The 5348-nt window shown below is 75.3% G+C and carries 6 protein-coding genes; all 6 read right to left on the bottom strand.

Annotated elements, in window-relative coordinates; translation table 11 throughout:
• Positions 1-1180: primosomal protein N' family DNA-binding protein (locus tag N866_RS16090; RefSeq protein WP_034228236.1), on the bottom strand; the 1180-nt coding region annotated here is incomplete at its 3' end.
• A gap of 75 nt (positions 1181-1255) precedes the next feature.
• Positions 1256-2455 (bottom strand): methionine adenosyltransferase, encoded by a 1200-nt coding sequence (gene metK / locus N866_RS16085; RefSeq protein ID WP_034228233.1) that lies wholly within the window; start codon positions 2453-2455, stop codon positions 1256-1258.
• A 56-nt stretch (positions 2456-2511) separates the two neighbouring features.
• The gene (gene coaBC / locus N866_RS16080; protein ID WP_034228231.1) at positions 2512-3711 is read right to left on the bottom strand and encodes a bifunctional phosphopantothenoylcysteine decarboxylase/phosphopantothenate--cysteine ligase CoaBC; all 1200 of its coding nucleotides are present in this window, start codon (positions 3709-3711) and stop codon (positions 2512-2514) included.
• 10 nt (positions 3712-3721) lie between these two features.
• A complete protein-coding gene (gene rpoZ / locus N866_RS16075; protein ID WP_034228235.1) occupies positions 3722-3985 on the bottom strand; it encodes a DNA-directed RNA polymerase subunit omega in 264 nt (87 codons plus the stop codon).
• Between the two features lie 118 nt (positions 3986-4103).
• Entirely contained in the window at positions 4104-4673 is a 570-nt protein-coding gene (gene gmk, locus N866_RS16070) for a guanylate kinase (protein ID WP_034228234.1), read from the bottom strand.
• A gap of 70 nt (positions 4674-4743) precedes the next feature.
• Positions 4744-5055 carry an integration host factor, actinobacterial type gene (gene mihF, locus N866_RS16065; protein ID WP_034228230.1) on the bottom strand — a complete coding sequence of 104 codons (312 nt, stop codon included), beginning with the start codon at positions 5053-5055 and terminating at the stop codon, positions 4744-4746.
• Positions 5056-5348: the final 293 nt, after the last annotated feature.

The raw sequence follows: 5348 nt of genomic DNA, 5'->3' as shown, positions 1-5348 counted from the left end.
GGCCCTCGGAGGCGAGGTCGGCGCTGCCGAGGGCCGTGATGCGCGCGAGGGCGCGCCGGACGGTCGCACGGTCGGCCTGCACGGCGTGGGCGACGCCGTCGCGCACCCAGCGCTGGGCGTCCGTCGACCGGCTGTAGCCGCCGACCAGCAGGGCGCACCTCTCGAGCTCGGAGCGGAGCAGGAGGACGTCGCGCACGTGCGGGTAGGGCGCACGCTGCTCCGCGTGGAGCGGGTCCGCCTCGTCCCAGCAGACGGCGAGGCCGAGCTGCCGCACGGGTGCGAACCCGGCGGCCCGGGTCCCCACGACGACCGTCGCCTGCCCGCGCACCACGGCCAGGAAGGCCCGGTACCGGGCGGAGGGCCCGTCCTCGGCGACGAGCCGCACCCAGCCGCCGTCGGCACCCGGTTCCCAGGCGCGCACGCCTGCCGGTCCGAGCGCGGCCGTCACGAGCTCCACGTCGGAGTCCGTGGGCACGACCACGAGCGCTCCCCGGCCGGCCCGCACGGCGGTGGCGACGGCGTCGGCGAGGGCCTGCGCCCAGGACCGGCCGCCCCTGCCGGGGAGCGCGGACCACACGGCCCGTGGCGCGCCGCCGTCCGCGACGTGGCGCAGGAACGCGGCCCCGCCGGCATAGGTCGCCCAGTCGGCCGCGCCGCTGCCGGGGACCTCGGGCGTTCCGACCGTCGTCCCGGGGTGCCCGTCGACGGTGTCCGACGGAGCCGTCACAGGGTGCCCGTCAGCCGTGTCCGACGGCGGCGCCACGTCCTCGGCCTCCGTGCGGGCGTGCCGGGGCGGGACCGCGAGCCGGAGCACGTCCGCCAGGGTCCCGGCGCACGCGTCCGCCACGTGCCGCGCGAGCGTGAGCACCTCGGGCGTGAGGACCACCTCGGCCGACACGACCCGGCGGAGCGGGACGATCTCCCCGTCGTGCTCGGCGTCGTCACCGCGGCTCACCACGAAGCCGTCGACGTCCTGGCCGCCGAACCGGACGCGGACGCGCACGCCGGGGTGGACGTCGGCGTCCATCGACGCCGGGACGCCGTACTCGAAGACGCGGTCCAGGTGGCTCAGCGGGCGGTCGACGACGACCCGCGCCACCGGCCGGCTCTCCGCGAGCGGCACGGGGGCGCGGACGCGGCGACGACGCGCGCCGGGGACGCCCGTCAGGGTCGCCTGCACCGCCTCCCCGGTCGGTGGCGCTGCGGGGTCGGCTCCCGTCGGCCCGCTCACCAGGTCGTCACGCGCCGTGCCGGGTCAGGACAGCGCGCTGTGCAGGTCCAGGACGCGGTCCGTGCGCTCCCAGGTGAAGTCCGCGACCTCGCGCCCGAAGTGCCCGTAGGCGGCCGTGCGCGAGTAGATCGGCCGGAGCAGGTCCAGGTCCCGCACGATCGCGGCGGGGCGCAGGTCGAAGACGTCGCGGATCGCGGTGGTGAGCCGGTCCACGGGCACCGTCTCGGTGCCGAACGTCTCGACGTAGAGGCCCACGGGGTGCGAGGCGCCGATGGCGTAGGCGACCTGGACCTCGCACCGGCGGGCGAGCCCGGCCGCGACGACGTTCTTGGCCACCCACCGCATCGCGTAGGCGGCGGAGCGGTCGACCTTCGACGGGTCCTTGCCGGAGAACGCGCCGCCGCCGTGCCGGGCCATCCCGCCGTAGGTGTCGACGATGATCTTGCGGCCCGTGAGCCCGGCGTCGCCCTGCGGGCCGCCGATGACGAACGTGCCGGTCGGGTTGATGAGCAGGCGGTGACCGGTCGTGTCGAGGTCGAGCTCGTCCAGCACCGGCGTGATGACGTGCTCGGCGACCTCCGGGGCGAGCGTCGCGTCCAGGGCGATCCCCGGGTCGTGCTGGGTCGACAGCACCACCGTGTCCACCCGCACCGGGCGGTCGCCGTCGTACTCGATCGTCACCTGCGTCTTGCCGTCGGGGCGCAGGTAGCCGAGCGTCCCCTCCTTGCGCACGGAGGCCAGGCGCTCGGCGAGGCGGTGGGCGAGCCAGATGGGCAGCGGCATGAACGACGGCGTCTCGTCGCTGGCGTAGCCGAACATGAGGCCCTGGTCGCCGGCGCCCTGGGCGTCCAGGGGGTCGACCTGCTCGCCCTTGCGGAACTCCCAGGCCTTGTCCACGCCGGCCGCGATGTCCGGGGACTGCTGCCCGATGGAGACGGAGACGCCGCACGAGTCCGCGTCGAACCCGATGGCGGAGGAGGTGTAGCCGATCCGGCGGACGACGTCGCGGATCACCTGCGGGATCTCGACGTACGCCTCGGTCGTGACCTCGCCGGAGACGTGGACGAGGCCCGTGGTCACCATGGTCTCGACGGCCACGCGCGCGCCCGGGTCCTGCTCGAGCATCTTGTCGAGGATGGCGTCGGAGATCTGGTCGCAGACCTTGTCCGGGTGACCCTCGGTCACGGACTCGGACGTGAACAGACGCAGCGGCGTGGAGGTCATGGCGATCAGCCTAGTTGCGGACACCGACACGTCGGGAGCCGACCGCTGTGCGGACGTCAGCGCAGGTGCGCCGCCACCGCGTCCCAGACCGCGTGCGCCACCTCGTCCTTGGACCCGGCTGCCTCCGCCACGGTGGACCCCTCGGCGTCGAGGAGGACGACCTCGTTCCCCACGTCCCCGAAGCCCCGGCCCGCCCCCACCGCGTTGACCACGAGCAGGTCGGCCTGCTTGCGCCGGGCCTTCGCGCGTCCGTGCTCGAGCACCGAGCCCGCGGCGTCCCCCGTCTCCGCGGCGAAGCCGACCACCACCTGCCCGGGCCTGAGGCGCTCGGCGGCGAGCTCCGCGAGGACGTCGGGGTTCTGGACGAGGTCGATCGTCAGCCCGGCCGCGCCGTCCTTCTTCATCTTGCTCGCCGCGGGGGCGGCCGGACGGTAGTCCGCGACGGCGGCGGCCATGACCACGACGTCGGCCGACGCGGCGTGCTCGCGCACCGCCGTGCGCAGCTCGTCCGTCGTCTCGACGTGCACCACCGACACCCCGGCGGGGTCGGGCAGGGTGACGTTCGCGGCGACGAGCGTGACGTGCGCACCCCGTGCCGCGGCCGACCGCGCGAGGGCGTACCCCTGGCGCCCGGTCGACCGGTTCCCCAGGTAGCGCACCGGGTCCAGCGGCTCGCGGGTGCCGCCCGCGCTGACGACGACGTGGCGCCCCGTGAGGTCCTGGGCCGGGGAGGCCCCGACGAGCGCCAGCGCCGCCGCGGCGATCGCCTCCGGCTCGGGGAGCCGTCCGGCCCCGGAGTCCGTGCCGGTGAGGCGGCCCACGGCCGGCTCGAGCACGTGCACGCCGCGCGCGCGCAGGGTGGCCACGTTCGCCCGGGTGGCCGGGTGCTCCCACATCTCCGTGTGCATCGCCGGGGCCAGGAGGACCGGGCAGCGCGCCGTGAGCAGGGCGGCGGTCAGCAGGTCGTCCGCGCGGCCGGTGGCTGCCCGGGCCAGCAGGTCCGCGGTCGCCGGCGCGACGACGACGAGCTCGGCCTCCTTGCCCAGCCGCACGTGCTCGACCTCGGGGACGTTCTCGAAGACGTCGGTCGTGACGGGACGGCCGGACAGCGCCTCCCACGTCGCCGTGCCCACGAACGCCAGCGAGGCCCGTGTCGGGACGACACGGACCTCGTGACCGGACTCCGTCAGGAGCCGGAGGAGCAGGGCCGACTTGTAGGCGGCGATGCCCGCCCCGACACCGAGGAGGATGCGCACGGCAGGTGCGTCAGGACTCGTGCGGGGCGAGGGTCAGCAGGCCGGCGTTGATCTCGCGCATCGCGATGGAGAGGGCCTTCTCCTGGTGCCGGGCCTCGACGAGCGGGCCGACGTACTCGAGCAGGCCCTCGTTGAGCTGGGAGTAGTACGCGTTGATCTGCCGGGCCCGCTTCGCCGAGTAGATGACCAGGGCGTACTTGGAGTCGGCGGCCGAGAGCAGGTCGTCGATCGGCGGGTCGGTGATGCCCTCGGGCTTGGCGACGGTTCCGGACATGAGGCGCGGCTCCAAAGGGGAGGTGGAAAGGGCGTGCGGTCGGTGGTCGACTGACCATCCTATCGTCCGCGACGGCGGTGCCCCGCGAGGGCGCTCCGGGCCGGCCGGACCGGCGTGGTCAGCAGCCGACGCCGGACCCGGCCCGGGCGCGGGCGCCCATGACGCGGATGAGCTCGTCGGTCGCGCGGTGCACCTCGTCGTTGACGATGACGTGGTCGAACTCCGCCTCGGCGGCCAGCTCCACGCGGGCGGTCGCGAGCCGACGCTCGCGCTCCTCCTCGTCCTCGGTGCCGCGCCCGACGAGGCGGCGCACCAGCTCGTCCCAGCTGGGCGGGGCGAGGAACACGAACCGTGCCTCCGGCATGGCCTCGCGGACCTGGCGCGCGCCGGCGAGGTCGATCTCGAGCAGCGCGGGCGTGCCCTCGGCGAGGCGCTCCAGCACGGCGGCACGCGGCGTGCCGTACCGGTTGCGCCCGTGCACGACGGCCCACTCGAGGAACTCCCCCGTCGCGACCATGTGGTCGAACGTCGCGTCGTCGACGAAGTGGTAGTGGACGCCGTCGATCTCGCCCGGCCGGGGCCGGCGCGTGGTCGCCGACACCGAGAGCCAGACCTCGGGGTAGCGCGCGCGCACGTCGGCGGAGACGGTCCCCTTGCCCACCGCGGTGGGTCCGGCGAGGACCGTCAGACGTGCGCCCGGACCCGTCTCCCGCCCGTGCGGGGAGGAGACGGCGTGCGTCTCGTCGTCGGCGGGCACCTCAGCCGAAGCGCTCGATGAGGGCCTGGGCCTGGTGCGGGCCGAGGCCGCGCAGGCGACGGGTCTCGGAGATGCCGATCTCCGCCATGATCGCGCGGGCCTTGATCTTGCCGACGCCGGGGAGGGACTCCAGCAGCGCGGAGACCTTGAGCTTGCCGATCACGTCGTCGGTGCGGCCCTGCTCGATCACCTCGGCGAGGGAGCCCTGGGAGTACTTCAGGCGGTTCTTGACCTCCGCACGGGCCTGGCGTGCGGCGGCGGCCTTCTCGAGCGCTGCGGCGCGCTGCTCGGGGGTCAGAGGGGGTAGGGCCACGCGGGGTCACCTTCTTCGCGGGAGGGACGGGGGCGGACACCTCGAACGTAGCGAGCAGGTGCCGTCCAGGGCAACGCGAGGCGACCACGAGATGCGGCGGGCGGTGCAGGTCAGCGCGCCGCCGGGACGCGACGCACCCCGGCGGGTGGGTCAGCGGAGGACGTGCGCGACGTCGTCGGCCGTGCGCCGGGCGGCGTCCCGGAGGTCGGCCGTCGCAGGACCGGCGCCGAGGACGCCGCGCGAGACCGAGGCCAGCACGGCCCGGCGGGCGTCACCGAAGACGTCCGCGAGCT

The sequence above is a fragment of the Actinotalea ferrariae CF5-4 genome (assembly GCF_000603945.1).
Taxonomy (GTDB): domain Bacteria; phylum Actinomycetota; class Actinomycetes; order Actinomycetales; family Cellulomonadaceae; genus Actinotalea; species Actinotalea ferrariae.
Note: the sequence above shows the minus strand (reverse complement) of the source record. Positions and strands in the feature narration are given on the sequence as shown.

Excerpts from the sequence above, each read along its gene's own strand:
- rpoZ (WP_034228235.1), bottom strand. The coding sequence starts at position 3,985 with ATGTCCGGAACCGTCGCCAAGCCCGAGGGCATCACCGACCCGCCGATC.
- metK (WP_034228233.1), bottom strand. The coding sequence starts at position 2,455 with ATGACCTCCACGCCGCTGCGTCTGTTCACGTCCGAGTCCGTGACCGAG.